This is a genomic window from Pseudomonas sp. D8002 (assembly GCF_013385695.1).
Lineage (GTDB): Bacteria > Pseudomonadota > Gammaproteobacteria > Pseudomonadales > Pseudomonadaceae > Aquipseudomonas.
Map to the genome: position 1 here is coordinate 1 of NZ_JACAPM010000048.1, position 25401 is coordinate 25401.

The 25401-nt window shown below is 61.9% G+C and carries 24 protein-coding genes; 17 read left to right on the forward strand and 7 right to left on the reverse strand.

Features of this window, described 5'->3' with window-relative positions; genetic code table 11:
• Positions 1-145: 145 nt before the first annotated feature.
• The gene (locus HX807_RS25875; RefSeq protein WP_003210892.1) at positions 146-667 is read right to left on the reverse strand and encodes a DUF3087 family protein; all 522 of its coding nucleotides are present in this window, start codon (positions 665-667) and stop codon (positions 146-148) included.
• Between the two features lie 153 nt (positions 668-820).
• On the opposite strand from HX807_RS25875, the gene HX807_RS25880 reads away from it, so the two are divergent.
• Together HX807_RS25880 and HX807_RS25885 are read left to right on the forward strand one after the other, a co-directional pair.
• The gene (locus HX807_RS25880; protein ID WP_003210891.1) at positions 821-994 is read left to right on the forward strand and encodes a hypothetical protein; all 174 of its coding nucleotides are present in this window, start codon (positions 821-823) and stop codon (positions 992-994) included.
• 24 nt (positions 995-1018) lie between these two features.
• A complete protein-coding gene (locus HX807_RS25885) occupies positions 1019-1213 on the forward strand; it encodes a DUF6021 family protein (RefSeq protein WP_003210890.1) in 195 nt (64 codons plus the stop codon).
• 35 nt (positions 1214-1248) lie between these two features.
• Here HX807_RS25885 and HX807_RS25890 read toward each other — a convergent pair whose 3' ends face one another.
• Positions 1249-1494 carry a DUF6555 family protein gene (locus HX807_RS25890; protein WP_023658994.1) on the reverse strand — a complete coding sequence of 82 codons (246 nt, stop codon included), beginning with the start codon at positions 1492-1494 and terminating at the stop codon, positions 1249-1251.
• 158 nt (positions 1495-1652) lie between these two features.
• Here HX807_RS25890 and HX807_RS25895 point away from each other — a divergent pair, with 158 nt between their 5' ends.
• From HX807_RS25895 to HX807_RS25915, 5 genes are all read left to right on the forward strand, one after another.
• The gene (locus HX807_RS25895) at positions 1653-2483 is read left to right on the forward strand and encodes an arylamine N-acetyltransferase (protein ID WP_177051524.1); all 831 of its coding nucleotides are present in this window, start codon (positions 1653-1655) and stop codon (positions 2481-2483) included.
• A 123-nt stretch (positions 2484-2606) separates the two neighbouring features.
• The gene (locus HX807_RS25900) at positions 2607-3359 is read left to right on the forward strand and encodes an outer membrane beta-barrel protein (RefSeq protein ID WP_003210885.1); all 753 of its coding nucleotides are present in this window, start codon (positions 2607-2609) and stop codon (positions 3357-3359) included.
• A 236-nt stretch (positions 3360-3595) separates the two neighbouring features.
• The gene (locus HX807_RS25905; RefSeq protein WP_177051525.1) at positions 3596-3964 is read left to right on the forward strand and encodes a cytochrome c5 family protein; all 369 of its coding nucleotides are present in this window, start codon (positions 3596-3598) and stop codon (positions 3962-3964) included.
• Between the two features lie 77 nt (positions 3965-4041).
• A complete protein-coding gene (locus HX807_RS25910; RefSeq protein ID WP_173883077.1) occupies positions 4042-5370 on the forward strand; it encodes a D-arabinono-1,4-lactone oxidase in 1329 nt (442 codons plus the stop codon).
• Positions 5371-5429: 59 nt separating this feature from the next.
• Complete coding sequence (locus tag HX807_RS25915; protein ID WP_177051540.1) at positions 5430-6638, forward strand: DSD1 family PLP-dependent enzyme; 1209 nt, start codon at positions 5430-5432, stop codon at positions 6636-6638.
• A gap of 127 nt (positions 6639-6765) precedes the next feature.
• Here the strand turns inward: HX807_RS25915 and HX807_RS25920 are convergent, their stop codons facing one another.
• Positions 6766-7707: a transporter gene (locus tag HX807_RS25920; protein ID WP_003219185.1), complete on the reverse strand. Its 942-nt coding sequence runs from the start codon at positions 7705-7707 to the stop codon at positions 6766-6768.
• Between the two features lie 203 nt (positions 7708-7910).
• Here HX807_RS25920 and HX807_RS25925 point away from each other — a divergent pair, with 203 nt between their 5' ends.
• Positions 7911-8948: an AraC family transcriptional regulator gene (locus HX807_RS25925; protein ID WP_003219184.1), complete on the forward strand. Its 1038-nt coding sequence runs from the start codon at positions 7911-7913 to the stop codon at positions 8946-8948.
• A gap of 111 nt (positions 8949-9059) precedes the next feature.
• Positions 9060-9497: a carboxymuconolactone decarboxylase family protein gene (locus HX807_RS25930; RefSeq protein ID WP_003219182.1), complete on the forward strand. Its 438-nt coding sequence runs from the start codon at positions 9060-9062 to the stop codon at positions 9495-9497.
• 198 nt (positions 9498-9695) lie between these two features.
• On the opposite strand, the gene HX807_RS25935 is transcribed toward HX807_RS25930, so the two are convergent.
• On the reverse strand, positions 9696-10460 hold the full coding sequence (locus tag HX807_RS25935) for a helix-turn-helix transcriptional regulator (RefSeq protein WP_177051526.1): 765 nt from the start codon (positions 10458-10460) through the stop codon (positions 9696-9698).
• A gap of 99 nt (positions 10461-10559) precedes the next feature.
• Here HX807_RS25935 and HX807_RS25940 point away from each other — a divergent pair, with 99 nt between their 5' ends.
• Positions 10560-11690 carry an MFS transporter gene (locus HX807_RS25940; RefSeq protein ID WP_003219178.1) on the forward strand — a complete coding sequence of 377 codons (1131 nt, stop codon included), beginning with the start codon at positions 10560-10562 and terminating at the stop codon, positions 11688-11690.
• Here the strand turns inward: HX807_RS25940 and HX807_RS25945 are convergent.
• Complete coding sequence (locus HX807_RS25945; protein WP_087694140.1) at positions 11680-13842, reverse strand: TonB-dependent siderophore receptor; 2163 nt, start codon at positions 13840-13842, stop codon at positions 11680-11682. The genes HX807_RS25940 and HX807_RS25945 overlap by 11 nt on opposite strands.
• A gap of 190 nt (positions 13843-14032) precedes the next feature.
• Here HX807_RS25945 and HX807_RS25950 point away from each other — a divergent pair, with 190 nt between their 5' ends.
• Positions 14033-14812 carry an acetoin reductase gene (locus HX807_RS25950; RefSeq protein WP_177051535.1) on the forward strand — a complete coding sequence of 260 codons (780 nt, stop codon included), beginning with the start codon at positions 14033-14035 and terminating at the stop codon, positions 14810-14812.
• Positions 14813-14945: 133 nt separating this feature from the next.
• Here HX807_RS25950 and HX807_RS25955 read toward each other — a convergent pair whose 3' ends face one another.
• Entirely contained in the window at positions 14946-16811 is a 1866-nt protein-coding gene (locus tag HX807_RS25955; protein ID WP_177029258.1) for a sigma-54-dependent Fis family transcriptional regulator, read from the reverse strand.
• Between the two features lie 310 nt (positions 16812-17121).
• Here HX807_RS25955 and HX807_RS25960 point away from each other — a divergent pair, with 310 nt between their 5' ends.
• Genes HX807_RS25960 through HX807_RS25970 form a run of 3 tightly spaced genes read left to right on the forward strand, consistent with a single transcriptional unit; the run spans position 17122 to position 20252 of the window.
• A complete protein-coding gene (locus tag HX807_RS25960) occupies positions 17122-18099 on the forward strand; it encodes a thiamine pyrophosphate-dependent dehydrogenase E1 component subunit alpha (RefSeq protein WP_003219159.1) in 978 nt (325 codons plus the stop codon).
• Positions 18100-18138: 39 nt separating this feature from the next.
• Complete coding sequence (locus HX807_RS25965; RefSeq protein WP_003219158.1) at positions 18139-19158, forward strand: alpha-ketoacid dehydrogenase subunit beta; 1020 nt, start codon at positions 18139-18141, stop codon at positions 19156-19158.
• On the forward strand, positions 19155-20252 hold the full coding sequence (locus tag HX807_RS25970) for an acetoin dehydrogenase dihydrolipoyllysine-residue acetyltransferase subunit (RefSeq protein ID WP_177051537.1): 1098 nt from the start codon (positions 19155-19157) through the stop codon (positions 20250-20252). The genes HX807_RS25965 and HX807_RS25970 overlap by 4 nt, the downstream gene beginning before the upstream one ends.
• A 141-nt stretch (positions 20253-20393) precedes the next feature.
• Here HX807_RS25970 and HX807_RS25975 read toward each other — a convergent pair whose 3' ends face one another.
• Positions 20394-21296, reverse strand: a complete 903-nt coding sequence (locus HX807_RS25975; RefSeq protein WP_023658989.1) for a helix-turn-helix domain-containing protein — start codon at positions 21294-21296, stop codon at positions 20394-20396.
• A gap of 140 nt (positions 21297-21436) precedes the next feature.
• Between HX807_RS25975 and HX807_RS25980 the strand changes: the two genes are divergently transcribed.
• The 3 genes from HX807_RS25980 (at position 21437) to HX807_RS25990 (ending at position 25340) form a co-directional block, all read left to right on the forward strand.
• The gene (locus HX807_RS25980) at positions 21437-22795 is read left to right on the forward strand and encodes a glutamine synthetase family protein (protein WP_003219154.1); all 1359 of its coding nucleotides are present in this window, start codon (positions 21437-21439) and stop codon (positions 22793-22795) included.
• A 161-nt stretch (positions 22796-22956) separates the two neighbouring features.
• Positions 22957-24045 (forward strand): polyamine ABC transporter substrate-binding protein, encoded by a 1089-nt coding sequence (locus HX807_RS25985; protein WP_003219153.1) that lies wholly within the window; start codon positions 22957-22959, stop codon positions 24043-24045.
• On the forward strand, positions 24042-25340 hold the full coding sequence (locus HX807_RS25990) for an FAD-binding oxidoreductase (protein WP_177051539.1): 1299 nt from the start codon (positions 24042-24044) through the stop codon (positions 25338-25340). The genes HX807_RS25985 and HX807_RS25990 overlap by 4 nt, the downstream gene beginning before the upstream one ends.
• Positions 25341-25401: the final 61 nt, after the last annotated feature.

The following is a 25401-nucleotide window of genomic DNA, read 5'->3' on the forward strand; positions in this document are numbered from 1 at the left end:
CCGGAGGGAGGGCACACCGAGCCTAGGCGAGGGGCCGAGTGGTGGGGCAAGAGCGTTTTGCTTACTTTTGCGCTGTTCAAAAGTGAGCCGCTGTAAGAGCGGAACCAATATCAGCCATCACCCAAATAACGGATATGCCCCCCAATCAGCGAGCCTTCACAGCCTCAACCCAATCCGGATCCAGCCGCGTCTGGTCAGGCTCAATCCCCAACCCCCGCATCCTCTCCAGGTGCTCATCAACCTCGCGCACCAACTGCGCCTGAGAACTCGAATTGGCGTCCAGTTCGTGCATCTGCATCAACCCAAGGTGATAAAACCGCAGCAACTTGATCGCCACCGGATCATTCGCCTTCACCCCGTCAGTCACCTTGTGCATCACATTCGTCACACTCATCAGGCTGCGCTTGAGCTGCCACCCATACACCGCCGGCGCGAACCAGGCCTGGTTCCAGAACGGCCCCCGCACCAGCCCTACGGTAATCAACACCCCGGCAAACACCCCGCCCACATTAAAGCGAAAATTATCCCCCCCAGGCTCACCAAACAGCATCACCGCCAGGCTGGAAAGCACCATCGCCAACACCACAAACAACCCCGCGACTATCAACGTACTGCGTCGCGTCTGCTGGCGAAAAACAATCGGGTCGCACGGTTTGAGCTCAAACATCCAGGGTCAGTCTCCATGGCACAAGTAGGGTTATAACGCCGGCCAGCATCTTCTCATGCTTCACCCGTCGGAGTGACGGTAATCAGGTTGAACGATGGATCAGCGCAATTTCTCTAACCCCTGTAGGCAACCGACCCCCAAGTGAGGTGAACCATGACCCGGTACCAGCAACAGCCGCCCGGCACACCCAACCCCGACCGCACCCCCGGCGAAGAGGAACGTGACAACGACGCCCTGCGCCCCAACGACCCGGCCGAACGGCAAGACGAAGAAGAGCAGGTCGAGGAAGACCTGGAAAACCTGCACGACAAGGCCCGCCCGCTGTAGACCCGGCGCGCCAAGGAGGTAGTTATGACTAATCGTACAAGCGGCCCGCATTCATCCGAGCATTCCAGCGGCAAGGACGAATTGGGTTTCGACCCCGATTCCCCGGACGTCGCAGATCCACAGGTCGACCCGGTAGGCCCCGCCATTGCCCCGTTGGACAAGCCAGAAAAAACCGGCAAGAAGCCGGCCTATGATCCCCTCGGTGATCTGAAAAAGTGAAACAAGCCCCGCCGTCGTGCGGGGCTTTTTATTCCTCAACCAAGCCGTTTCGGGGCTGTCCATGTCACCTCGGTGATGCCGAACTTCTCCGCCCAGGGACGAGTGGTCTTTTTCACCCGCTCGTGGCCCGGCCGGCCTATGCGCCCCACGTGGGCAATGTCGGCGTCAACGGCCGCCCAATGCCACGCTTCGGCGTTGTTCATGACCTCGGCACGCACCACAAAGGTTTTTGGTTCGCCGTGTAGCAAGTAGTGGATGGTGTAGATCATTGCGGTACTCATGATGCCTCCCTGTCTTGTAGTGAATGGATATAAATCAGTTCAGAAAGGTTCAGAAAGTTTGTGCATCTGAGGGCTTGCATTTGATTCAACCCACAATTGGCAAATAACCGCCGTCAGGGTATTAGTGGTGCTTTCGCCACCGACTCCAGGATTGCGTCATGCCAGAGCTGACCCACAGCCGCCTCTACCTGCAACGTCTGGGCTACGACACGCCGCCTCCGCCCACCCTGCAAACCCTGCAGGATCTGCAGTTGCGCCATGTCAGCACCTTCGCGTTTGAAAGCCTGTCGACCCTGCTGCACGCACCGGTGCCGATCGATTTGCCGAGCGTCGAACAAAAAGTCCTGTTCGACGGCCGTGGTGGTTATTGCTACGAGCTGAACCAGCTGTTCCTGGCCTTGTTGCAGGAGTTGGGCTTCGAGGCGCGGGGCATTACCGGCCGTGTGGTGATGGGGGGGCCACCCGATGCACTGACGGCGCGCACCCATCGGCTGAGCCTGGTGACCCTGGACGGCGTGCGTTACATCAGTGATGTCGGCTTTGGTGGCATGGTGCCCACCAGTCCCTTGCAACTGGACACCGATGCCACCCAGGCCACCGCCCATGAACCCTATCGCCTGAGCCTGAACGAGGGCAGCTACACCTTGTGGGCGCAGGTCGCCGGTGAGTGGCGCGGCTTATATGTGTTCGACCTGCAGGTGCAGTCACACTTCGACTACGAGATCGGTAACTGGTACGTCTCCACCCACCCGGATTCGCCGTTCCTCGGCCAGCTGAAAGTCGCACTGATTGGCCCGGGATTTCGCCGCACGCTGAACAACGGCCAGTACGCGATTCACTACCTGGACCGGGCTAGCGAAAAGCGTGCAATCGAGGACGTCGAAGAGTTGCTGAACCTGTTGCAGGCCAGCTTTGGCATTCGCCTGCCGGTGCATCCGCAGTTGCGGTCAATTCTCGGTCGTTTGCTGGCTCACGTCCAAGACGCTTGATATAGAGCCTTCGCTGAACCGTTTTACCTCGAAAAAGGTGCAAATTAATTCGAACCTTTCGCCAAAACGAGGGTTCGAAGCGTTTCCTGAATAATTTGCCACCTGCAATGGAGACGTAAAACGATGTCCAAACTATTCGGAAAGATCCTCAAGAATTCCTCGGTCCTGGCCTTGATCGCGGCACCTGGTGTGGTGTTCGCCGCAGCGCCGACCGACCCGATTTCCACCTTCGGGATCCTCGGCAGCTACAACGACTTCAAACTCGAAGGCGGTAGCCAAAGCGACAAGGACCACATGCCTGAAGCCGGCCTGTTCTATAACTTCGGCAACAAGCTGACGGCTGAATCCGGCTTTATCTACCAGGCCGGTATCGAAGCCAAGTACGGCGAGAAGAGCGACAACAAGCTCAAGGAAGGCCAGGCCGACCTCGACCTCGGCTGGCGTGCCGCGCTGGATGCGCGCAACTTCGTCGACGTGCTGGTGGGGGGCGGCTACAGCTGGACCCGCTACGAGCCGGACTCGGGCGACTACGACATGAAACTCACCAACAAATCGCCGTTCGCCAAGGCGGCCCTGGGCTACAACCACCAGTTCGACGACATGACCATGCGTGTTGAACTGGGCGCCCGCCATACCATCGACGGCCGCGCCAAGCTCAAGGTCGACGGCATCGGCAGCGACACCGTGGACCTCAAGGACCGCACCAACCCGTACGCCGAAGTCAGCCTGCTGATGAACCAGAAAGGCGATCTGCCAGTGATGGCGGGCCTGTACTACACCCGCACCGAGTACAAGCTCGATGACGATTCGTACGTGGCCGACAACACCAAGCTCAAGCGTGACGAGTATGGGTTCAAGGTCGGTATAGCCTTCTAAGCCCACCTCGATTCTAACGGTGGGAGCGGGCTTGCTCGCGAATGCGGTGTATCAGTTAAAAATTTTGTGACTGACACACCGCATTCGCGAGCAAGCCCGCTCCCACATTTGATCGGCGTTGCGGCTCAATCAACTGTCCGCCCAAGCCCCCCTTTCTGTCCCCCAATACCCTCAACGCCGCGCCCTGGCTGCCTTAGTGTGGATCACGCTTTCACACAATAAGAGAGAAGGTGGCTATGCGGGCAATCAACCCCCGTCGCATCAGTCTGCTGCTGGCCGTGACCTGCCTGCTGACAGCCTGTGGCGACAAACCGAAACATCCCCCCGAACGTGCCACGGCGGCCAATGCCATGCCGAGCGACGCAGCCCTGGCCCAGGTCTACGACACCAGTTGCAAGCTGTGCCACGCCAACCCGGCCTCCGGTGCGCCGCTGACCGGTGACGGCCCGGCCTGGAGCCCGCGCATCGCCCAGGGCCCGGAAACCCTGCTGGACCACACCATCAACGGCTACAACGGCATGCCCCCGATGGGGCTGTGCGTGCAGTGCTCCGAAGCGCAATTCCTGGGGCTGATCAGCTTTATGTCGGGTCAACACATCCAATAAGAATAACGGGGTAGGCGATGGGGCTTTCACGGCGAGAATTATTGCAGCGCGGCGCGGTAGCCGGCGCGTTCATGGCATTGACCAGTAACCCGGTACTGGCCCAGCTGGCCCGGGCACCGCGGCTGATTCCGTGGCGCAATTGGTCGGGGGCGCAAACCTGTCTGCCCCTGGCGCGGCTGGCGCCGAAGAACCTTGATGAACTGGTGCAGGTCATCGGCCAGGCACCGGGCAAGGTGCGGCCGGTGGGCTCGGGCCATTCGTTCAGTGCCCTGGTGCCCACCGACGGCACGTTGCTGTCCCTGAGTTACTTCAATGGCCTGCTGGATCACGACCCGCAAACCGTGCAGGCCACCTTCGCCGCCGGCACGCCGATGTCGCGCATGGGCCAGGCCTTGAAAGACGTCGGGCAGGCGCTGCCGAACATGGCGGATATCGACTACCAGACCCTGGCCGGGGCGATCTCCACTTCCACTCATGGCACCGGTGTGGGCTTCACCTCATATTCCGGTTGCGTCACCGGCCTGCAACTGGTGACCGCCCAGGGTGAGGTGCTGGAATGCGACGCCAAGCGCCACCCCGAGGTGTTCAGTGCCGCGCGGGTGTCCCTCGGGGCCCTCGGCGTGGCCACCCAGGTCCGCCTGCAAAACCGCGCACCGTACCGCCTGAGGGAGCGCCAGTGGATCGCCAAGACTGAAGAACTGCTGGAGGACGTGGCTAAGAACACCCGGGAAAACCAGCACTGGGAAATGCTCGTGGTGACCCATTCCGACTACGCCCTGTCCATCGCCCTGAACGAAACCACCGACCCCGAAACCCCGCCCATCGACCCGGCGGAGGCGGGCGGCAACGAGTTTGTGTCGATCATCGAGAAACTCGACAAATACGGCAGCGATTTCCCCGAGGCCCGGCGTACCTTGCTCAACAGCCTGCGCTTTTTTGCCAGCTTCGATGACCGCGTGGCCGAGTCGTTCCAGGTGTACGCCAACGTGCGCAACGTGCGTTTCAACGAGATGGAATATTCGGTGCCCGCCGAGCACGGGCCGGCGTGCCTGCGGGAAATCCTCAAGCTGATCAACGACAAGGACCTGCGCACCTGGTTTCCCATCGAGTACCGCTACGTCAAGGCCGATGACATTCCGCTGAGCATGTTCGAGGGCCGCGACAGCTGTTCGATTTCCGTGCACCAGCACTACACCATGGACCACCACAACTTCTTCGCCGCCGTAGAACCGATCTTCTGGAAATACGCCGGTCGCCCGCACTGGGGCAAGTTGCACACCCTCAATGCGCGCACTTTGCAGCCGCTGTATCCGCGCTGGGAGGAATTTACCCGAGTGCGCCGCGAGCTGGACCCCAGCGGCAAATTCCTCAATGCGCACCTGTCGTCTATTCTGGGAGTGGCCTGATGAACCGCAGACATTTCATGCTCGGCACCGGCGTGTTGCTGGTGGGTGGTGCCATCTTGCTGAGGCCGGGCGACCGGGGCAGCCCTTACACCGAGTATTTCCGCAGCCTCAACCAGGAACTCAAGGCCCATGGGCCGATGCGCCCGGTGATGCTGATCGACCTCGATCGCCTGGACCACAACATCGACGTGGTGATGCAGTCAGTGCAGCGCGGCGGCAAACATCTGCGGCTGGTGGAGAAATCCCTGCCGTCGCCGGGGCTGCTGGCGTACATCGCCAAGCGAGCCGGCACCCAGCGCTTGATGTCGTTTCATCAGCCATTTCTGAATCACGACGCCCAGGTGTTTCCCGACGCCGACATCCTGCTGGGCAAGCCGTTGCCGGTGCGTTCCGCCGAGTTGTTTTACCAAACCCACAAGGGCCCGTTCGACCCGTCCCGCCAGCTGCAATGGCTGCTGGACACGCCCCAGCGCCTGCAACAATACCTGGCGCTGGCCCAGGGGCTGGGCACCAAACTGCGGGTGAATATCGAGCTGGATGTGGGCCTGCATCGCGGCGGCATCAGCGACAACGCGGTACTGGGGCAAATGCTCACGCTGATCAGCGCTCATCCGCAGCAGCTGGAATTCAGTGGGTTCATGGGCTACGACCCGTTCGTGGGCATGGGCGTGCCGGGGATTCTCGGCTCGCCCCAGGACCTGTTCGACAAAGTCATGCAGCGCTACAACGGCTATGTGGATTACACCCGCCAGCACTTTGCGCCGCTGTGGCGCGACGGGCTGACGTTGAATACGGCAGGCAGCCCGAGCTATCGCATTCACGAGCAGGAGAAGCTCAGCAGCGAGGTGTCGGTGGGCACGGCGTTGCTCAAGCCGACGCACTATGACTTGCCGTCGCTGAGCGAGCATGTGCCGGCGGCCTATATCGCCACGCCCGTGTTGAAAAGCACCGGGCCGGTGGACATTCCGGCGCTGGACGGCAAGTCGCGGTTGTTCTCGTGGTGGGATGCGAATCAGCGCGCCACGTTCTTTATTTATGGGGGCAACTGGATGGCGGAGTTTGAATCGCCCAGGGGCTTGCAGAGCAATGACCTGTACGGGCGCAGCTCCAATCAGGAGATGGTCAATGGTTCGCCCAAGGTGGGGCTGAACGTGGAAGACCAGGTGTTCCTGCGTCCGACCCAGAGTGAGTTCGTGCTGTTGCAGTTCGGGGATTTGCTGGCAGTGCGGGGCGGGAAAATCGTCGATACCTGGCCGGTCTACACCTGACAACGCCGTCCCACTGTAGGAGCGAGCTTGCTCGCGAAAAACCCGAGGACGACGCGTTCATCCAGACAGCCCGCGTTATCGTTGACGTTTTTCGCGAGCAAGCTCGCTCCTACAGTTTTTGTCGGGTTTACAAGGCAAACGGAATCGTCAGCTTCGCCCACAACATGTCGCCTTCCGGCCGGTTCTGCACATCAAACTCCTTGGCCCAGCGCACCTCGGCACTCGCATACTTGAGGAAGGTGAAATACACCGCCGGACCGATCGCAAACACCTGGCCCTTGACCCCGTCATCCACATCTTCGCCATAGATGTTCACCACGGTATGCCCGTATTGCTTATCGTCGGTGGTCTGCTTGAGGTAGTAGCCGTTGAGCCCAAGGCTGAGGTTATCCGTCACCTTGTAGCTGGCCGAGTAGTCGAAGTGAAAAATCTGCCCCGACCGGTAATGGGTGTCGGGGTTTTCCTTGTTGAAGCTGTAGGTGGTCTTGATCGACAGCTCAGTGCGCTCGTTGGGCATCCAGGTCGCCGACACCAACGGTTTGTAGGTGTAGAAATTGTTGCTGGTATTGGCCAGGCGCGTGGCGTCGTATTCGCCGGTGGGCAGGGTGATTTCCAGGGCGGTGCCCACTGTCAGGTTCTTGCCCAGGTCCCAGAGGATGATCGGCGCCACGGTGGTGTCGCCCATGCTTTCCCGGGTGTCGGACATGCCGAACAGCGACACCTGTTGCTTCAGGTACGGCTGGGCGATGTAGCCGCCCAGGCGCCCGCCGAATACCCGCAACGGGCTGAGGTAATCCAGGCGCGGGATGATCGCGTCGGACTTGATCTTCACGTCCGGCACCTTGCCACCCAACGAGCTGATATCGAGCTTCCTGGCTTCGTAATGGTTGTAATAGATGTTGAAGGCGAACATGTGGTCGGGCAGGTTGTTGACGTCCAGCGGCAGGATGTAGAAGCCATCGGTGCCGGGGCCGATGTTGTCGACGCCGCCTTCGGTGGCCAGGGCCGGCAGGCTGATGAGGGTCAACAGGGCGAGTTGCACGGGGTAAAACGCACGGGTCGTGTTCATGTCTGGGCTCATTATTATTATCAGGACGACGCTGCCTATAGAAATAAGCCCTGAACGGCCAGCGGGGCAGGGTATTGGCGGCCATATAGGGGGACTTTGGCGGACAGCTTTCATCCAGAGTGCAGCAGTTCTTGCAAGAGCCTATGATTGTCAGGATGTTTCCAAAACAAGAACTGAAGCACTCAGTCGGGAATCGAAGATCCATGCAAAGGAAAGCCGTTGATCCGCACTATGATCTGGCCCTGGTCTCGCCATTTCTGTTGCAAACCCTCGGCCAAGTGGTCGCGCAAAAAGGCGCGAGCGCCGAGCACCTGTGCCGTGGCCTGGGATTCACCCTGGCCGACCTGGACGACCCGGCCCAGCGCATTTCCTATCGCCAGGCGGTAGCGATGATCCAGCGTGCACTCAAGGTGTTGCCCGACCAGGGGCTGGGCCTGTGGGTAGGCCATCAGAACGTACTCGGCACCCTGGGCCTGCTCGGCCATGTGATTTCACTGTGCAAGACGTTGCGCGATGCGTTTGCCATCGGGGAACGTCATCAGCACACCTCCGGTGGTATCGCCACCTCGCGCACCCATGAAGGCCCCCAAGAAGTTTTCGTCGATATCGAATGCCTGCTGCCCTACGCCGAGGTGCAGGTGTTTGCCGCCGAGGAGTTTTTCGCCAGCCTGATGGTGTATGGCCGCGCCCTGGTGGGCGAGGGTTTCATGCCGCTGCGGGTCGAATTTATCCACGCCGCGCCCACCTATGTCGCTGACTATCACCAACTGTTAGGTACGGATGTGCGTTTTGGCTGCCTGCATAACCGCATGGTCCTGGCCAGCCACTGGCTGGACGTGCGGCTGCCCAATCACCATGCCCTGGCCTTGCGCCAGGCCCTGGAACTGCTGGAACTGGAAAGCGCGCAACTGCATCAGAAAATGGATTTGATCCAGGCGGTGGAGCGCGCGATTTCCCGGGATTTGCAGGGCAGCCAGCTGGAAAAGGTCGCCAGTGACTTGAACATGAGCGGGCGTACCTTGCGCCGGCGCCTGACCGAGCATGGGCTGACGTTCGAGGGCTTGCTGGAACAGGTGCGCAGGGCAAGGACCATGGGCTTGCTGAGCAACCCGGGGTTGTCCATCGAACGGATCACCGAGGAAGTTGGCTACAGCGATGTGCGCAGTTTTCGGCGGGCGTTCAAGCGCTGGACCGGGCTGAGCCCCAGTGCGTTTCGCGGTGAAGGCGCAGGGCCGGGGTGATCGTCAGGATTGGCCCCATTGGCTACCTGATCTTTCCCCGGATTGGCTATTTGTCCAATGCCCCCTCGTCACTACTCTAGACACCAATCCCCACTGTTCTGGAGTATCACCATGCAAGCTCGTACCGACTTCTACACCGCTTCCCCGGACGCCATGAAAGCCATGCTGGCCCTGGAGGCTGCCGTCGGCAAACTGTCCATCGAACTGCCGCTGCTGGAACTGGTGCGCCTGCGTGTGTCGCAGATCAACGGCTGCGCCTTCTGCCTCGACATGCACACCGCCGACGCCCGCAAGGGGGGCGAGACCGAGCGCCGCCTGTACACCGTGTCGGCCTGGCGTGAAACGCCGTTCTTCACCCCCCGTGAACGTGCCGCGCTGGCCTGGGCCGAAAGCCTGACCCTGCTCAGCCAGACCCACGCACCGGATGCAGACTTCACCGAACTGGCCGCCCACTTCAGCCCGCAAGAGCAAGTCGACCTGAGCGTGGCGATCGCCACCATCAACAGCTGGAACCGTCTGGCGGTGGGTTTTCGCAAGATGCCTAAATAACCCGACAAGACGCCGGGATGACTGATCGTTCCCGCGCTCTGCGTGGGAATGCCGCCCCGGACGCTCTGCGTCCAGCGGGCGATGCAAGGCTCAAGTCTTGCGTACGGGTGACGCGGAGCGTCACGGGATGCATTCCCACGCAGAGCGCGGGAACGATCAATGAAGCCGATCTACCACCGGGTTACAGCCAGTCGGCATTCACTTGAAGTAACCCCGTGGCGTGGCGCCGGTCATGGCCTTGAAGAAGGCGATCAGCGCACTGTCACTGGCAAAGCCCAACTCAAAGGCGCAGTACCCGAGACTGCGCCCGGTGGCGAGCAACTCGATGGCGCGCATCAGGCGCCACTGCTGGCGCCATTGCTGATAGCCCATGCCGGTTTCCCGCTGGAAGATCCGGCCGATGGTTTTGCCGCTGGCGGCCACCTGGCGTTGCAAGGCTTGCAGCTCCGGTGGCAGCGCGTCGAGGTTCTGCAATAACGGCGCCAGGCGTTTGTCCGTGGGCAGGGGCAGCAGCAGCGGTTGCTCGACTGCCTCGCGGATTTCACTCAGGCACAGCGCCAGCAAATGCGCGTATTTGCCCTGTTGCCAATCGGTGTCGAACGCCGCCATTGCCATCGGCTCCAGCACCGCCCGCAGCAGCGCACTCACCTCAATCACCCGCACTTGTGCCGGCAACTGCCCGGCCAATGCCGGGCTGACATACACCGAACGGTAATCCACGGTCTGTTGCATCACTGCCCGGTGCGGCACACCGCCGGGAATCCACGCTGCCCGAGTGTGCGGCAACAGGCACAGCTGGTTGGCCAGGGTAATGCGCGTGCAGCCCTGTTGGGTGAACAGCAATTGCCCGCGCTGATGCTGATGTACACCGGAGTCGTGATCACCCAGCAGGGCGGCGATGCCCACCACGGGCGCGTCGAAGCGGTCGGGATCGAAAGGTGTCTGCGCCGCCAGCCATGCCATGGGATGTCCGATTTCATTGATAAGGTGTCGAAGTCTGGATAATACGCCAGCTGCCCCTGTTTAGACTCCCTGGCCTGTTTACTCGTGAAGAGCGTCTGGATGATGTTGAAAAACTTGCTGGTGCTGGCGGTGGCGCTGCTGATGTTCCCGCAAATCGCACAAACCCTGTATAGCCCTGCGCTGGCGGATATCGGCCAGGCGTTTGCGGTAGGGCCCGAGGCGGCGGGGCAGACCTTGTCGGTGTACTTTCTGGCCTTCGCGTTCGGGGTCGTGGTGTGGGGACGCTTGTGTGACCGCTTCGGCCGGCGCCCGGTGATGCTGGCCGGGTTGGCCCTTTATGGCGCGGCCACAGCGCTGGCCTTGGGCGTGCGTTCGTTCAACGGCCTGTTGCTGGCCCAGGCGGTGGCGGCGTTTGGTGCGGCGGTGGGGTCGGTGGTGACGCAAACCGTGCTGCGCGACCGCTTCAGCGGTGCCGGGCTGGCGCAGGTGTTTTCAGTCGTGGGCATTGCCCTGGCGGCCAGCCCCGCCATTGGCCTGTTCACTGGCGCGGGCCTGGTGCAGCACTTTGGCTATCGCGGGGTGCTCACAGGCTTGTTGCTGCTGGCGCTGACGTTATTGGCCTGGTGCCTGTGGGCCTTGCCGGAAACCCGCCCGGCCTCGCTGCCCACAGCGTCGTTGCGCGGCACCCTGGGCCTGATGCTCAAGGATGCGGCGCTGTGGCGTTCGGTGGGGCTGGTCGCGGTCTTCAATATCGCGCTGTTCAGCTATTACAGCCTGGGGCCGTTTGTGTTCCAGCGCCTGGGGTTGTCTGCCGAGCAGTTCGGCTACAGCGGCGTCCTGCTGGCGTTGGGCTCGGGGCTTGGGGCCTGGCTCAACAAGGGGTTGCTCAAGCGCGGGGCCGGCAGCGAACAGCTGGTGCTGGCAGCCGGTGGCGTGATGTTAGTGGGCAGCGTGCTGGTGGTGCTGTTACAGGACCGTTGGCTGTTCGTGTTGCCGATGCTGTTGGTGGTCATGGCCTTCGGCATGGCGATTCCCAATGTCTTGGGGGCGGCACTCACGGCTTATCGCGACCGCCTTGGCACCGCCGGTGCCTTGTTCGGTTTGCTGTATTACCTGGTGATCGGGGTGGGGTTGACCCTGGCAGCCTGGGTCCAGCAGTTGGGCTGGACCCTGTTGGTGTGCGCCTTGGCGGCGCTATGCCTGGCGATCCCGCGTACCGTCAGAAATTGACCGTGGCACTCAAGCGCGCCGTCAACGGCGCACCCTGGAACAGGTAGTCATCGCCCATGTATTCGCCAGCATCGCGCCAGTAACGCTTGTCGAACAGGTTGTCGACGCTCAGGCGAAACACCGTTTCATAGCCATCGAGTTTGGTGGTGTAGCGGCTGCCGACGTTGACGATGGCGTAGTCGCCCACTTCCACATCACCGGTGCGATTGGCGTACTTGTTGGCGCTGTATTGCACGCCGCCGAGCAGCGCCAGGCCGTCGACCCAGGGCAGGGCGTAGTCGGCGTACAGACTGGCCCGCAGTTTCGGCACGTTGATCGCCTGATGGCCTTCGTATTCCGGCGTGCCGCTGCCCGTCACCCGTGCACGGATGGCCGCGACGCTGGCGGCGATCTGCAAGCGCTGGGTGGCCCAGCCGTTGGCGGACAATTCCAGGCCGGTGTTTTTCTGCTCGCCCTGTTGCACGTAGGTGTAGTCGCCGGCGTCATCCGGCCTGGCGTACTGATAGGCCTGGCGAGTCTGGAAGATCGCGGCGGCAAAGCTGATGCGGCGCCAGTCGTATTTCACCCCGGCTTCGATCTGGCGGGAAACTGTCGGGGCGAGGGTTTCATCTTTATTCAGGGCAAACCACGGCGCGGTACCGCCCAGGGACAGGCCTTTGCTGTAGCTGGTGTAGAGCGACAGGTTTTCAATCGGTTTGTAGATCAGCGCCGCCTGGGGCAGGAACACATACTGCCGGGTGTGGCGCGACTCGTTGCCCTGATCATCGAAAGCCTTTTCGTCCAGGCGCACTTCGCGGCCGCCCACGATGGTCTGCCATTGCTCGTTGAAGCTGATGCGGTCGGTGACGAACAGGCCGTATTGGCGGCTGTCGAGGTTGCGATGACTATCGTTCAGGGGCTTATCGGTGGGCGCGAAGTTTTCCGGGTCCTGATTGATATTGCCGGAGCCAATCATCTCGTTGACCGATTCGCGCTTGTCCACCACTCGCCGAAACGCACTGCTGCCAAACGTCAACTCATGCCCCAGGCCACCGGTATTGAACAACCCGGTCATCGCGGCCTGGATTTCATCATCGCGCCGGGTGTCATCAGGGCTGCGGAAGTCATAGATATCGTAGTTGCCTTCCGGGCTGAAGTAGTTCGGTACCTTGGCCCCGGCACAGCTCGCGGACCCGTAGCAGCCCCACGCAAACGAACTGTAATCATCAATCACCACCTTGCTGCGCGCCGCGCTGACGCTGCCTTTCCACTGGTCACTGAAGCGATATTCAAACTTGCCGTTGAGGTTCAGCGAATCAATCCCTACCTGATTCGCACCGCTCTGATGCCCCAGCAGTTTTTTCGGCGACGCGTCGTGCGGCACCTCGGTCCCGCCCAGCAACTGATAACCCGGCACCGAGCGCTGTTGCTTGTTCTGATACTCGGCATCCAGCTGCAATACCGCGTCGGGGCTGATGTTCCAGTCGAACGCCAGGGACAGGAAATCCCGGTGGCCATTGGCATGTTCGACATAGGAATGCAGGTCTTCATGGGCCACGTTGGCGCGCAGGCCGAACTGCTGCTCGCTGCCAAACCAGCCGCCCACGTCGGTGGCCAGGTAACCACTGCCGCGATCATCGGTGGACACCGTCACCGAGCGCACATCCTCCGGGCGCTTGGTCACGTAATTGATCACGCCGCTGGGCTCGGAAATCCCGCTTTGCATACCCGACAATCCCTTGAGCAGCTCCACGCGCTGCTTGTTCTCCAGGGCAACGTTCTGCTCGCCGGTGATGGTGCGGCCATTGATCTTGTAGCTGCTGGCGGCATTCAGCGAGAAACCGCGCACCACGAAGTTTTCGTAGTAGCCGATGGGCGCATAGCTGTCGCCCACCGAGGCGTCATTGCGCAGCACTTCGCTGAGCAAGCGCGCCTGCTGGTCCTTGATCAACGACTCGTTGAACACCGCGATCGAGGCCGGCGTGTCGAGCAACGGCGCCTCATTGAAAGCGCCCACCGACGCGGTGTCGGTGTTATAGCCGGATTCATCCTGGCCCTGGACCTTCACCTCCGGCAGCTCGATATCAGCCGCCTGGCTGCTTCCAATACCTGCGCTGAGCAACAGGCCGAGGGCAAAACGTGAAGGGGCAGCGGGGCGAAGACGCAAAACCATGGGGGAAGGCCTGAGAGCGCAGAGCGGAGGGCGCATAAGCTAGGCATAACGGCGGCGTTTTACAAGTTTTCGAGAATGGTTCGCTTTGAGACGACCCGTCTCAGCCCGCAGATCAATCCTGCTGCTGCTCGACAGCGGCCCCTGGCAACTGCGATAGACAAGACTTCTCTCACCGTTGAAGGAGATCGTCATGAGTATCGCTGGAAAAGTTGCACTGGTGACCGGCGCCGGGCAAGGCATCGGCCGGGCCATCGCCCTGCGCCTGGCGCGGGATGGCGCCGACATAGCGTTGGTGGACATCAACAGCGCGAAGATTGAAGCGGTGGCGGCCGAGGTGGTTGCACTGGGGCGCAAGGCCTCGGTGTATGTCGCCGATGTCTCGAAGCTGGAGCAAGTGGTCGCGGCGGTGGACCATGCCCACCAGACCCTGGGCGGCTTCGACATCATCGTCAACAACGCCGGCATCGCACAGATTGACGCACTGCTGGACGTAACCCCGGAACAGGTCGACCGCACGCTGCGTATCAACGTGCAGGGCACGCTTTGGGGCATCCAGGCCGCAGGCAAGAAATTCAAGGCGCTGAAGCAGAAGGGCAAGATCATCAATGCCTGCTCGATTGCCGGCCATGAAGGCTTTGCGCTGCTGGGGGTGTACTCGGCCACCAAGTTTGCCGTGCGTGCGCTGACCCAGGCCGCGGCGAGGGAACTGGCCATTGACGGGATTACCGTCAACGCCTACTGCCCGGGTGTGGTGGGCACGGATATGTGGGTCGAGATCGACAAACGCATGGCCGAGATTACCGGCGCCGAGGTGGGGGCGACGTACAAGAAGTATGTGGACGGGATTGTGTTGGGCCGGGCGGAAACGCCGGAGGATGTGGCGGGGCTGGTGTCGTACCTGGCGGGGCCGGATTCGGATTACATGACCGGGCAATCGCCGTTGATTGATGGCGGGATTCTGTACCGCTGAGCCGGCGGAATCACTCGGTCAAAAAATGTGGGAGCGGGCTTGCTCGCGAAGGCGGAGTGTCAGTCACCGGAAATGTTGACTGGTACACCGCCTTCGCGAGCAAGCCCGCTCCCACATTTTTGACCGTGTTGGGTCAGTGCTTGCCGGGCATGTCGATACCCAGTTGGTTAACCCGCCGATACAAGGTCGCCCTGGAAATCCCCAACGCCTGCGCCGCCGCCAGCGGCTTCCATCGATGCCGAATCAGTGCGTCCAGCACCAACTGCCGTTCCGGGCTGACGCTTTCCGATGTTTCCACCGCAACCGCGTCACCACGAACTTCCACCGGCAAATCCGCCAGTTGAATTGTCCCGCCGTCGCACACCGCACAGGCGTATGCCAATACATGCCGCAGTTGCCGCACATTCCCCGGCCAGGCATAACCCAGCAGCGACTCCAGCGCCGCTGCCGCGATCCCGACCGCAACACCGCTGTGCCGCGCCTCCTGCTCCAGAAGCCGATTGATCAATGCCAGTTTGTCCATGCGCTCGCGCAATGGCGGCACACAGAACCGCGCACAGCCCAACCGGAAATACAAATCCTCGCGAAAGCTTCCAGCACTCACCAGCGCCGCCAAGTCCCGATGGCTGGCGCAGATCACCTGGATATCCACCGCCCGGGTTTTTGCCCCGCCCAGCGGCGCCACTTCACCTTCGGCCATTACCCGCAGCAGTCGCGTCTGCAACGCCAGCGGCATGTCGCCGATCTCGTCGAGAAACAACGTGCCGCCATCGGCCTGCAACAGCAGCCCGGTCATGCCCTTGCTGGAGGCACCGGTAAATGCTCCGGCCACGTAGCCGAACAGTTCGCTCTCGATCAGGTTTTCCGGGATCGCCGCGCAGTTCACCGCCACAAAGGGGCCGTCGCGACGGGCACTGCGTTCATGCAACTGGCGGGCAAACACTTCCTTGCCGGCGCCGGTTTCGCCCTGGACCAGCACCGGCAGGTTGCGGTCCTTGACCCGCACGGCCAGGCGCAGATGTTCTTCTACTCGCGGGTCTACCTGATGACTCGAAGACACCGTCGTACGTGCAGCCTTACGCCGCGGCGCGCTGACCCGTACCTGCAACGCCCCCGGCTCGCCGAGCCAATGCAACTGCTGCGTCGATTGATCGGTCACGGCGCGCAACGCGTCCAGGTCAAACACTTCGCCGATATGCTCCGGCAATTGCCCGAAGCGCAACCTCAGGGCCTGCCGCGCCTTGCTGTTCAAGGCTTGCAGCCGCCCATCCTGATCCCACGCCAGCAGCATGTCCGGCTGGCTGTCGACGTAACCGGGCGTGCTGTGGGCCTGCAACACCCAATGTTGCCGGGCGCTGTGCATGAAAAACGCGTTCTCGATGGCCCGCGCGCTTTGCGCCACCATCTGCCGCACCAGGTGCTGGCTGCGCCGGTCATCCGGCGATTTCAGGGCGGAGGCGTCCATCACGCCCAGCAGGTTGCCCTGGGGATCAAAGATGGGGGCGGCAGAGCAGGTCAGGCCGATAAACGCCGCACGAAAGTGGTCGCGCTTGTGCACGGTGACCGCGGCCTTGCTGGTCAGCACCGTGGCCACGCCGCAGGTGCCTTCCTCGGCTTCCGACCAGCAGGTGCCGAGGTACAGGCCGGCCTTGCGGCAGTCGTTGCGAATGCCGGCGTCCACGCGGTGGTCGATGGTCTGGCCCTGGGCGTCGGTGAGCATCACGCAGTAATCGGCGTGGCGCACCCGGTTGTGAATCTGCCCGACTTCCTCACTGGCGATGCGCATGAACAGCTCGGCGCGTTCGCGGCATTCCTTGAGCAGGGTGCTGGTGAGGATGCGCGGCCCTTGCAGGGAACCGGGGTCGAGGTGGTGCTGCTCCATGGAGCGGCGCCAGGAATCAAAAATCAGCGACGGCACCGGAGCCTGGGGCAGGCGGTCGGCGTTGCGTACCACGCGGCTGACACAGTCGACATGGTCCTTGGAGTTCACGGCGAGCATGGAAGCCTCCGGTTCTCGATCCTTGTTGTTATGCCCGCCATTAAGCGCCCATGGGCCGGGAGGAACAAGGCCGGCCTGACCAACTGCCCGAGGTGAGACGCAGCGTCTCATTGCGCCGCAGACGCTGCGGGCAGGTTGCAACGGCGCGTCTCATTGAACGGCCCACAGTGGCACGTCCACGCTTCCAGACAACTGCTCTGGGTCAAGGCTTTTCCGGGTTTTCCAGCGGATTGGCACAGGCCGTGCTGAGTGCCTTGCAGCTGGCCTGATCCAGCCTTTTGTGTGTCGAGACAACCTGGAGAACAACAAGATGTCCACTCACCTGTCCACCGATCAACTGCTCCATGCCTACACCGTGATGCGCACCATCCGTGATTTCGAAGAACGCCTGCACGTGGAATTCGCCACCGGCGAGATTCCCGGTTTCGTGCATTTGTATGCCGGCCAGGAGGCCAGCGCCGCCGGGGTCATGGCCCACCTCAACGATGAAGATTGCATCGCGTCCAACCACCGTGGCCACGGCCATTGCATCGCCAAGGGTGTGGACGTGTTCGGCATGATGGCCGAGATCTACGGCAAGAAAACCGGGGTGTGCGGCGGCAAGGGCGGCTCCATGCACATCGCCGACCAGGAGAAGGGCATGCTCGGCGCCAACGGCATTGTGGGTGCCGGGGCGCCGCTGGCGGCCGGTGCGGCCCTGGCGGCCAAGCTCAAGGGCAGCGCGGGGGTGGCGGTCGCGTTTTTCGGCGACGGCGGCTCCAACGAGGGGGCGGTGTTCGAAGCGATGAACCTGGCCTCGATCATGAACCTGCCGTGCCTGTTCGTGGCCGAGAACAACGGTTATGCCGAAGCCACCGGGTCCGGCTGGTCGGTGGCCTGCAAGGACATTGCCGAGCGTGCCGTGGGTTTTGGCATGCCGGGGGTGATTGTCGACGGCAACGACTTTTTTGCCGTGCACGCCGCCCTCGGCGTCGCGGTAGAGCGTGCCCGCAGCGGTAAAGGGCCGACGCTGGTGGAGGTCAAACTGAGCCGTTTCTACGGCCACTTCGAAGGCGATGCGCAAACCTATCGCGGCCCGGACGAAGTGAAAAACCTGCGGGAAACCGGCGACTGCCTGAGCCTGTTTCGCCAGCGCTGCACCGCTGAAGGCTGGCTCGACGCGGCTCAGTTCGAACGCATCGACACCGAAGTCGCGCAGCTGATCGAAGACGCCGTGCGCCTGGCCAAGTCCGATCCCAAACCCCAGGCCGCCGACCTGCTCAGCGATGTCTACGTCGCCTACCGCTAACCGCCACCCACTACAAAAACAATCCGTGGAGAAGTCATCATGGCTAGAAAAATCAGCTATCAGCAGGCAATCAACGAAGCCCTGGCCCAGGAAATGCGCCGCGACCAGAGCGTGTTCATCATCGGCCAGGACGTGTCCGGCGGCACCGGTTCGCCCGGTGAACAGGACGCCTGGGGTGGCGTGCTCGGCGTCACCAAGGGCCTGTACCCGGAATTCCCCGACCGCGTGCTCGACGCGCCGCTCTCCGAGGTCGGCTATGTAGGCATGGCCGTCGGCGCCGCCACCCGAGGCATGCGCCCGGTGTGCGAATTGATGTTCGTCGACTTTATCGGCTGCTGCCTCGACCAGTTGCTCAACCAGGCGGCGAAGTTTCGCTATATGTTCGGTGGCAAGACCACCACGCCGCTGGTGGTGCGCGCCATGTACGGCGCCGGCCTGCGTGCGGCGGCCCAGCATTCGCAGATGCTCACCTCGATGTGGACGCATATTCCCGGGCTCAAGGTGGTGTGCCCGGCCACGCCCTATGACGCCAAGGGCATGCTGATCCAGGCGATCCGCGACAACGACCCGGTGATTTTCCTCGAACACAAAATGCTCTACAGCCTCCAGGGCGAAGTGCCGGAAGAGCTGTACACCGTGCCGTTCGGCGAAGCCAACTACGTGCGTGAAGGCAACGATGTAACCCTGGTGACCTACGGGCGCATGGTGCACATCGCCCTGGAAGCCGCCGCCAATCTGGCGCGCCAGGGTATCGACTGCGAAGTGTTGGACCTGCGCACCACCAGCCCGCTGGACGAAGACAGCATCCTTGAAAGCGTGGAGAAAACCGGGCGCCTGGTGGTGATCGACGAGTCCAACCCACGTTGCTCGATTGCCACGGACATCAGTGCATTGGTGGCGCAACGGGCGTTCGGCTTCCTGCGCGCGCCGATCGAAATGGTCACCGCGCCTCACACGCCGGTGCCGTTCTCCGATGCCCTGGAGGACCTGTACATCCCCAACGCGGCGAAGATCGAAGCTGCGGTGCTGAAGATCGCCGACAAGAGGAATGCCGCATGATCCATACACTGACCATGCCCAAGTGGGGGCTGTCGATGACCGAGGGCCGGGTTGATGTCTGGCTCAAGCAGCCGGGCGACCCGGTGGAGAAGGGTGAAGAAGTGCTGGATGTCGAGACCGACAAGATTTCCAGCAGTGTCGAGGCACCCTTCAGCGGGGTGCTGCGGCGGGTGTTGGCCCAGAGCGATGAGACCTTGCCCGTGGGGGCATTGCTGGCAATCGTGGTGGAAGGCGAGGCCAGCGAGGCCGAGATTGATGGGGTGATCGAGGCGTTCCAGGCGGGGTTCGTTTCCAGTGCCGCCGAGGCTGAAGCCAGCGGGCCATCGGCACAGAAGGTCGAGGTGGGCGGGCGCCTGCTGCGCTATCTGGACCTCGGGGAGGGCGGCACACCGCTGGTGCTGGTGCACGGTTTTGGTGGCGACCTGAATAACTGGCTGTTCAATCACCCGGTGCTCGCGGCTGAGCGGCGGGTGATCGCCCTGGATTTGCCGGGGCATGGCGAGTCGGGCAAGTACCTGCAAACGGGCGAGCTTGAGGAGCTGAGCCAGGCGGTATTGGCACTGCTGGATTATCTGAAGGTTGACCGGGTACACCTCGCCGGGCATTCCATGGGCGGGCTGGTTTCCCTGAACCTCGCGCGGGTGGCACCGCAGCGTGTGGCGTCGTTGACCCTGATCGCCAGCGCTGGATTGGGTACGCAGATCAACAGTGACTACCTGCAAGGTTTTATCGACGCGAGCAATCGCAATGCACTCAAGCCGCAACTGGTGCAACTGTTCAGCGACCCGGCGCTGGTGACCCGGCAGATGCTGGAAGACATGCTCAAGTTCAAGCGCCTGGAGGGTGTGGAGCAGGCGTTGCGGCAGATCACCGGGGCGTTGTTCAGCGGTGGTCGGCAGTTGGTGGATTTGCGCAGTGTGGTGGGGCAGCAGCCGAGCCTGGTGATCTGGGGCAGTGATGATGCAATCATCCCGGCGAGCCATGCCCAAGGGGTGGACGCTCAGGTGGAGATACTGCCGGGGCAGGGGCATATGGTGCAGTTGGAGGCGGCGGAGCGGGTGAATCAGTTGATGCTGGCGTTTCTTCGGACCTGATCGTTCCCACGCTCCGCGTGGGAACGATCTTCAAATGTGGGAGCGGGCTTGCTCGCGAAGGCGGTGTATCAGTGCCAGATTTATTGACTGACCCACCGCATTCGCGAGCAAGCCCGCTCCCACACAAGCCCGCTCCTACATTTACCTCTGGCGCTTCAGGGTCTCGCTGGGCAATTCCTGAAACAACGCCCGATAACTGTTGGAAAAACGCCCCAAATGCCAGAACGACCAATTCATCGCCACCTCCGCCACGGTGGTGTCCACTGACGGCGGGCTCAACAACTCCCGCCGTGCACTGTTCAACCGGCGCAACCGCAACCACTGCGCCGGGCTCATCCCTGTATACGTCTTGAACCCGTGCTGCAACTGGCGCAACGGCACCCCGGCAATGCGCGCCAGCTGCAGCAGGTTGACGGTTTCATCCGGCACATCCGCCGCCCATTCGCCAATGCGCGCCATGATGATTCGCTCCTCGGTGCGTCGCTGCAATGAGCCCTTGTCGAGGCACACGCAGGCGTTGTCGAGGATGAACAGGCAGTCGTCCAGTAACTGCTGAGTCAGCGCATCACGACTCGGCGGGTCAAGCGTCGCCGACAGCCGCGTCAGCGTGCCGCTGAGCCAGCGGCTGAACAACGGGTTTTGCAGGGAGTTGAGCGGGGCCATGAACAACCCCTCCAGCTTCGCCACATCCAGACCATGGCGCTGGACAAACTGCGGCCCGAACACCACTGCCACTTCGCGGTAGTTTTCCGGGGTGATCCAGGTGTTGCGGCTTTCGCCATTGAGCACGTACAGCGCGTTGTCGCTGCCATCGAAACAGAACGCCAGGGAACCCGGCGGCGCGTTGAAGTTCTGCTCCACCCGGGTGTTCATCCGCTCTTCGTACACCTCGACACCTTGCAGGTCGAGGTAGCGGATCTGCCCGGCGAAATGCCCTGGGGACATCTGCTGGTACTGCTGCACCCAACCGGGTGTCGCACTGCATTGAGCGGCCACATCACCGGTGGTGAAGGCCTGTACGCGCAAAGCTGTTGCCTGTGTCATGGGTAACCTGGGCGCACTCTATTGGTGCGTTGTGGTTGGCGCAAAGTGGATAGATGCCGTTGGACGGCTGGCCCAAGATAGACCTCAATGCGCCGCGAGGGAAGCCCGCGGCGCAGCATCCAACCCATGACGAGGTCCTTATGAACGCCCCCTTCGATCAGCTGTCCGCCTGGCTGAAAGAACACAAGATTACCGAAGTCGAATGCGTGATCAGTGATTTGACTGGCATCGCACGCGGCAAGATTTCGCCCACCAACAAGTTCCTGCATGAGCGAGGCATGCGCCTGCCGGAAAGTGTGTTGCTGCAAACGGTAACCGGGGACTTTGTCGACGACGATATCTACTACGACCTGCTGGACCCGGCCGACATCGACATGATCTGCCGCCCGGTGTCCAACGCCACCTACGTGGTGCCATGGGCCATCGAGCCCACCGCCATCGTGATCCACGACACCTTCGACAAGCAGGGCAACCCCATCGAACTGTCGCCGCGCAACGTGCTGAAAAAGGTCCTGCAACTCTATACCGACCAGGGCTGGCAGCCGATTGTCGCGCCGGAGATGGAGTTCTACCTGACCCAGCGCTGCGAAGACCCGGACCTGCCGCTGAAGACCCCGCTGGGCCGTTCCGGTCGCGCCGAAAGTGGCCGCCAATCGTTCTCCATCGACGCTGCCAACGAGTTCGACCCGCTGTTCGAAGACGTCTACGACTGGTGCGAAGCCCAGGGCCTGGACCTCGACACGCTGATCCATGAAGACGGCCCGGCGCAGATGGAAATCAACTTCCGCCACGGCGATGCCCTGGACCTGGCCGACCAGATCACCGTGTTCAAACGCACCCTGCGCGAGGCTGCACTCAAGCACAACGTGGCGGCCACCTTCATGGCCAAACCGGTGGCCGACGAGCCCGGCAGCGCCATGCACCTGCACCAGAGCGTGGTGGAGATCGCCACCGGCAAGCAGGTGTTTGTCGATGAGCACGGCAACAAGAGCCAACTGTTCCTCAACCACATCGGCGGCCTGCAGAAGTACATCCCCAAGCTGCTGCCGATGTTTGCGCCTAACGTCAACTCGTTCCGCCGCTTCCTGCCGGACACCTCGGCACCGGTCAACGTCGAGTGGGGCGAAGAAAACCGCACCGTCGGCCTGCGTGTACCGAGCTCCAGCCCCGACGCCATGCGCGTGGAAAACCGCCTGCCGGGCGCCGACGCCAACCCGTACCTGGCCATCGCCGCCAGCCTGCTGTGCGGCTACCTCGGCATGATCGAAAAGGTCGAGCCCAGCGCCCCGGTGGAAGGCCGTGCCTACGAACGCCGCAACCTGCGCCTGCCGATCACCATCGAAGACGCCCTGGCGCGCATGGAAGAGTGCGACACCGTCAAGCAGTACCTGGGAGACAAGTTTGTGCGCGGCTACGTCGCGGTCAAGCGCGCCGAACACGAGAACTTCAAGCGGGTGATCAGCTCCTGGGAACGTGAATTCCTGCTGCTGAGCGTCTGACGACTCGTCCGTAGCAGCTGTCGAGCCTTAGCGAGGCTGCGTCGGGCCCACCGCAATTGTGTCTGATACAACGCTACGCAGCCTCGCCAAGGCTCGACAGCTGCTACGGGCAGAATGGCTGGATGAATACATAAAAATCAATCAAGCAAAGGGGTGTCGATATGCGTCTGGTGAAAAAGCTTCTCCCGCTGGCCTTGGCGGCGTTGTTCAGCAGCGCGGGCCACGCCGCGCAGACGGTCAGTGTGTACAACTGGACCGACTACATCGGTGAGACCACCTTGGCCGACTTCCAGGCCAAGACCGGGATCAAGGTGATCTACGACGTGTTCGACTCCAACGAAACCCTGGAAGGCAAACTGCTCGCCGGCCGTACCGGCTACGATGTGGTGGTGCCGTCCAACCACTTCCTGGCGCGCCAGGTAAAGGCCGGCGCGTTCCTCAAGCTGGACCGTTCGCAGCTACCCAACTTCAAGAACCTCGACCCCAAGCTGCTCAAGCTGCTGGAGAAAAACGACCCGGGCAACGAGCATTCGGTGCCGTACCTGTGGGGCACCAACGGCATCGGCTATAACGTGGACAAGGTCAAGCAGGTGTTGGGCATCGACCATATCGATTCGTGGGCCGTGCTGTTTGAACCGGAGAACATCAAGAAGCTCCACGAGTGCGGCGTAGCATTCCTCGACTCGGCGGATGAACTGTTCCCGGCGATCCTCAACTACATGGGCAAGGACCCGCGCAGCGAGAATCCCGAAGACTACAAACAGGCCGAGGCCAAGCTGCTGACCCTGCGGCCGTACATCACTTATTTCCATTCCTCCAAGTACATCTCGGACCTGGCCAACGGTGATATCTGCGTCGCCTTCGGTTATTCCGGCGACGTGTTCCAGGCGGCCAACCGCGCCAAGGAAGCCAAGAACGGCGTGAACATCGCCTACTCGATCCCCAAGGAAGGCAGCAACCTGTGGTTCGACCTGCTGGCCATCCCGGCGGACGCCGCCAACCCGAAAGCCGCCCACGCCTTCATCAACTACTTGCTGGACCCTGAAGTGATCGCCAAGGTCAGCGCCAGCGTCGGCTACGCCAACCCGAACCCGGCGGCCAAGGCCTTCATGGCCCCCGAGCTGGTGAACAACCCCGAGATCTACCCGTCCCAGGAAGTGCTCGACAAACTCTACATTTCCACCACCCCGACGCCCGCCGTCATGCGCTTGATGACGCGGTCCTGGAGCAAAGTGAAGACCAACAAATGAACCGTTCCTCCTCCGACCACGCTCGTTCCTATTACCTGGCTTCGGCCAACGCCATGCCCCGGCGCCCAGCGCTGGGGGCTGACCTGACCGCCGATGTGTGTGTGATCGGCGGTGGGTTCACCGGGGTCAACACCGCCATCGAACTGGCCCAGCGCGGGCTGTCGGTGATCCTGCTGGAGGCCCGGCGGATTGGCTGGGGCGCCAGCGGGCGCAATGGCGGGCAGTTGATTCGCGGGATTGGGCATGACGTATCGGGCTTTGCCAGGTACGTGGGGGAGGAGGGCGTGCGTTACCTGCAGCAGGCCGGGATCGATTCGGTGGCGCTGGTGGGGGAGCGGATTCGCGAGCACGGGATTGACTGTGATTTGCGCTGGGGGTTTTGCGAGTTGGCGAATACGCCGGCGCAGTTTGCGGCGTTTCAGGGGGAGCTGGAGAGCCTGGCTGCCTTGGGGTATGCGCCTGAAACGCGGTTGGTGGCATCGCAGGATATGGCGCAGGTGGTTGGCTCAGGCTTGTATGCCGGTGGCCTGGTGGACATGGGCTCCGGGCATCTGCACCCGTTGAACCTGGTGCTGGGGGAGGCTGGAGTGGCCGAATCCCTTGGGGTGCGGATCTTTGAAGACAGCCCGGTGCTGGAGTTGATCCATGGCGACACGGTGCAGGTGCGTTGCGAGTTTGGCAGAGTGCGCGCCGGTAGCCTGGTGCTGGCGTGCAATGCGCATCTGGAGGAATTGGAGCCGAAGTTGAGCGGCAAGGTGTTGCCAGCGGGGAGCTACATCATTGCGACCGAGCCGCTGTCGGTTGGGGTGGCTGATCAGTTGATTCCGCAGAACCTGGCGTTGTGTGATCAGAAAGTGGGGTTGGATTATTACCGCCTTTCGGCGGATCGGCGCTTGTTGTTTGGGGGGGCTTGTCATTATTCGGGGCGTGATCCGGTGGATATCGCGGGGTATATGCGGCCGAAGATGCTCAAGGTTTTTCCGCAGTTGGTGGATACGGCGATTGAGTTTCAGTGGGGGGGGAAGATTGGGATTACGGCTAACCGGTTTCCGCAGGTGGGGCGGTTGAAGCAGCACCCGAATGTGTTCTATGCCCAGGGGTATTCGGGGCATGGCCTTAACGTGACGCATTGGTGTGCGCGGTTATTGGCGGAAGGAATTCATGCGGGGCAGAGTAAAGGGTTGGATATTTTCAGCCAGGTGCCGCATATGACGTTTCCCGGGGGGAAGGTGTTGCGTTCGCCGCTGTTGGCGTTGGGGATGTTGTGGTATCGGGTTCGGGAGATGGTGGGGTGATTGATTGGGTACATATCCGTTTCTTCGGTAACGGCCACCTATGGTTTCGCTCTTACAGCGA

Bases quoted from the DNA above. Each gene is read 5' to 3' on its own strand.
- HX807_RS25875 (WP_003210892.1), bottom strand. From the start codon at position 667: ATGTTTGAGCTCAAACCGTGCGACCCGATTGTTTTTCGCCAGCAGACG.
- HX807_RS25880 (WP_003210891.1), top strand. From the start codon at position 821: ATGACCCGGTACCAGCAACAGCCGCCCGGCACACCCAACCCCGACCGC.
- HX807_RS25885 (WP_003210890.1), top strand. From the start codon at position 1,019: ATGACTAATCGTACAAGCGGCCCGCATTCATCCGAGCATTCCAGCGGC.
- HX807_RS25890 (WP_023658994.1), bottom strand. From the start codon at position 1,494: ATGAGTACCGCAATGATCTACACCATCCACTACTTGCTACACGGCGAA.
- HX807_RS25895 (WP_177051524.1), top strand. From the start codon at position 1,653: ATGCCAGAGCTGACCCACAGCCGCCTCTACCTGCAACGTCTGGGCTAC.
- HX807_RS25900 (WP_003210885.1), top strand. From the start codon at position 2,607: ATGTCCAAACTATTCGGAAAGATCCTCAAGAATTCCTCGGTCCTGGCC.
- HX807_RS25905 (WP_177051525.1), top strand. From the start codon at position 3,596: ATGCGGGCAATCAACCCCCGTCGCATCAGTCTGCTGCTGGCCGTGACC.
- HX807_RS25920 (WP_003219185.1), bottom strand. From the start codon at position 7,707: ATGAACACGACCCGTGCGTTTTACCCCGTGCAACTCGCCCTGTTGACC.
- HX807_RS25925 (WP_003219184.1), top strand. From the start codon at position 7,911: ATGCAAAGGAAAGCCGTTGATCCGCACTATGATCTGGCCCTGGTCTCG.
- HX807_RS25930 (WP_003219182.1), top strand. From the start codon at position 9,060: ATGCAAGCTCGTACCGACTTCTACACCGCTTCCCCGGACGCCATGAAA.
- HX807_RS25935 (WP_177051526.1), bottom strand. From the start codon at position 10,460: ATGGCATGGCTGGCGGCGCAGACACCTTTCGATCCCGACCGCTTCGAC.
- HX807_RS25940 (WP_003219178.1), top strand. From the start codon at position 10,560: ATGATGTTGAAAAACTTGCTGGTGCTGGCGGTGGCGCTGCTGATGTTC.
- HX807_RS25945 (WP_087694140.1), bottom strand. From the start codon at position 13,842: ATGGTTTTGCGTCTTCGCCCCGCTGCCCCTTCACGTTTTGCCCTCGGC.
- HX807_RS25950 (WP_177051535.1), top strand. From the start codon at position 14,033: ATGAGTATCGCTGGAAAAGTTGCACTGGTGACCGGCGCCGGGCAAGGC.
- HX807_RS25955 (WP_177029258.1), bottom strand. From the start codon at position 16,811: ATGCTCGCCGTGAACTCCAAGGACCATGTCGACTGTGTCAGCCGCGTG.
- HX807_RS25960 (WP_003219159.1), top strand. From the start codon at position 17,122: ATGTCCACTCACCTGTCCACCGATCAACTGCTCCATGCCTACACCGTG.
- HX807_RS25965 (WP_003219158.1), top strand. From the start codon at position 18,139: ATGGCTAGAAAAATCAGCTATCAGCAGGCAATCAACGAAGCCCTGGCC.
- HX807_RS25970 (WP_177051537.1), top strand. From the start codon at position 19,155: ATGATCCATACACTGACCATGCCCAAGTGGGGGCTGTCGATGACCGAG.
- HX807_RS25975 (WP_023658989.1), bottom strand. From the start codon at position 21,296: ATGACACAGGCAACAGCTTTGCGCGTACAGGCCTTCACCACCGGTGAT.
- HX807_RS25980 (WP_003219154.1), top strand. From the start codon at position 21,437: ATGAACGCCCCCTTCGATCAGCTGTCCGCCTGGCTGAAAGAACACAAG.
- HX807_RS25985 (WP_003219153.1), top strand. From the start codon at position 22,957: ATGCGTCTGGTGAAAAAGCTTCTCCCGCTGGCCTTGGCGGCGTTGTTC.
- HX807_RS25990 (WP_177051539.1), top strand. From the start codon at position 24,042: ATGAACCGTTCCTCCTCCGACCACGCTCGTTCCTATTACCTGGCTTCG.